The 2,345-nt window shown below is 52.4% G+C and carries 3 protein-coding genes; 2 read left to right on the forward strand and 1 reads right to left on the reverse strand.

The annotated features are described in order from the left end of the window. Nucleotides 1-95: 95 nt before the first annotated feature. Nucleotides 96-863 (forward strand): DUF3644 domain-containing protein, encoded by a 768-nt coding sequence (locus DRB19_RS29410; protein ID WP_114189481.1) that lies wholly within the window; start codon nucleotides 96-98, stop codon nucleotides 861-863. Nucleotides 864-918: 55 nt separating this feature from the next. Here the strand turns inward: DRB19_RS29410 and DRB19_RS29415 are convergent, their stop codons facing one another. Continuing rightward, nucleotides 919-1,485 (reverse strand): recombinase family protein, encoded by a 567-nt coding sequence (locus DRB19_RS29415; RefSeq protein ID WP_114189479.1) that lies wholly within the window; start codon nucleotides 1,483-1,485, stop codon nucleotides 919-921. Between the two features lie 252 nt (nucleotides 1,486-1,737). Here DRB19_RS29415 and DRB19_RS29420 point away from each other — a divergent pair, with 252 nt between their 5' ends. Beyond that, complete coding sequence (locus tag DRB19_RS29420; protein ID WP_147023411.1) at nucleotides 1,738-2,025, forward strand: hypothetical protein; 288 nt, start codon at nucleotides 1,738-1,740, stop codon at nucleotides 2,023-2,025. Nucleotides 2,026-2,345: the final 320 nt, after the last annotated feature.

Genomic DNA, 2,345 nt, shown 5'->3' on the forward strand with positions numbered 1-2,345 from the left:
ACTTGTTCGAGCCTCAGGAGTGCTGGAACTACCTCAAGGCAGCCGGATATGCGTCTGTTTAACCGTCCGATGCTTTAGATCATAGATACTATGAAATAAAGGAGGGATGGCGGACGCTATCCAAAACGAAGCATGGCGCAGATAAATATTGGGAACTTGAAAAGTGCTTAGAGCATGCAGCAAGTCCAGTTGATAAGCACACCAAAAACAATCTTCTGTTCCTTATCACTATCCGGCATGAGATCGAGCATCAAATGACATCCCGGATTGATGATGCTCTTAGCGCGAAGCTTCAAGCATGCGCATTGAACTTCAATCGCTATATCAAAAGGCTATTCGGAGATGGAACAAAGCTCGATGGCGAGTTAGCCAGTGCGATCCAATTTAGTGCATTCACGCTCGATCAGCAGAAGCTACTGTTCAGAGAACGAGACTTGCCCGCTAATATTCTCGCCGCTCAGAAGAGTTTTGAGGAGGGGTTGAGTGCTGACGACTACAACAACGAAAGATATGCCTTTCGTATCGCTTTGGTGCAGAAGACCGTCTCTAACAGAGGAACTGCGGATGATGTCATAGAGTTCGTGAAGTCCGGAAGCGAAGAGAGTGAGGCTATCAATCGCTATCTTTTAAAAGAAGTTGAAAAGCAGAAGTTTCGGCCTGGAAAGGTGGTGGAGATCGTCCGAGCGGCGGGATACCCGAAGTTCAATATGCACCATCACACGCAACTCTGTAATAAGCTGAAAGCCAGAGACCCGAAAAACAACTGGGGCACTAAGCTATCGGACAATATGTGGTATTGGTACGAAGGCTGGATCGAGAAGGTCAAAGAGCACTGCGCCGAAGCAGGCGCTGCATACAGGTAACTAGGATTGGCCAAGTTGAGGCCCAAGTCGGCCTGCCGCTCTCACGTGCGGCCCGTCACGCCTCAACTTTGAATGGATTATCAGCCAGCACCCTATAGACGCTCGACCGACCTACTTTCAGCGTTTTCGCAATGTCGGCTGGGTTCATGCCGTCATTCTTCAATCGAATGATCTCCTCTGTCTGACGACGCGCTACGGGAACCCGGCCCCGGAATTTCCCTTCCTTCTGAGCTTTCTTTATTCCGATAGCCTGCCTTTCGAGCATGACCTCGCGTTCCCACTGAACGATAGAGCCGATGAGGTTCAGCATGAGCCGACCGTTTGGGGTCGCCGTGTCCACACCCATATCGAGGATACGAAGGCTGACCTTCTTCTCTTCCAGCCGCTGAATGATCTGCCAAAGGTGAGGCACTGATCTCGCCAGCCTGGAGAGCGTGGTCACGCAGAGCGCATCTCCCTCACGTACCCAGTCAATAGCCTGCTCCAGAACTGGGCGCTGACCGACCGAGGAGGTCTCCTCAACAAATAGCTTTTCGCAACCCAGCTTCTTCAGGGTCTCGATCTGATGCTCCAGGCCAGCCTGCTGTTCCGTTGTCGATGTCCGAGCCAACCCCACGAGCATGCCATTTCTCCCCAATTTGTGGGGCAACTTAGTGGGAATTGTCAAGCTCGTCAAATGAGACAACTCCTGTGGGACGATCTCGAATGAGTTTGCAGAGTCTCACACGAGATTGGTCGTGTGGGACTCCTTCTGAAGCGCCTCGGTACTCCGAAGTCACACGAACAGCATCTTAAACAGGGCCGCATCGCTCTCACGAGCAAACCGATAGCGCCGACCTATGAGACGACCTCGATCTCGAAGAGGCTCGATCTCATGATCATGAGGGCAGTTCTGCTGACACCACTCCTCGCACTCTCGAAGCTGACCAACATAGACGCCGTAGGGCATATCCTCATCATTGAGGCAGATACAATCGACGACATGGGACGTGGCGGCACGACGAGCGGCAGTGATGAAGCCTTGTTTCAGGCCGAGCGCCTGTCCAATCTGTCGAAAGGCTGTAGTCATGTGGTGGCGGGCAGAAGCGCGGACGATCTCATGGGAACGCATATGAATATCTCGTTGTTGGATTTCCTCTATTTATCCGGAGGGACCCAATGAGACGCCTTGTATCGATCGGCTAATAAATACCAGATTATCAGGAAATGCTGCTCTGCACACCGTTGCGCCAGGATTGAGTGCCCAAATGCTCCAGGAGATATGCCTGCCGAATTGCCCGTGATTTCCAGTGCCGGTCCACTGGGCCGATCTATGCGATCTCCATCGCTGCTGGGATCGACAGTCTTGATGACTTCAGGCGGTGGCGGGTCAGCCTATGGAATGTAGTTTCACACAGAAGGAACGTGAGGTGGCTCGGTTTGTCTGAACAGCGTTTTCGGTTCGCTAAGTGGAGCCTCTGCCGGGGTTAGGCTGCTGCAAGC

The sequence above is a fragment of the Microvirga aerophila genome, assembly GCF_003332305.1.
In the GTDB taxonomy this organism is placed as follows: domain Bacteria; phylum Pseudomonadota; class Alphaproteobacteria; order Rhizobiales; family Beijerinckiaceae; genus Microvirga; species Microvirga aerophila.

Bases quoted from the DNA above. Each gene is read 5' to 3' on its own strand.
- DRB19_RS29415 (WP_114189479.1), bottom strand. From the start codon at position 1,485: ATGCTCGTGGGGTTGGCTCGGACATCGACAACGGAACAGCAGGCTGGC.
- DRB19_RS29420 (WP_147023411.1), top strand. From the start codon at position 1,738: ATGATCATGAGGGCAGTTCTGCTGACACCACTCCTCGCACTCTCGAAG.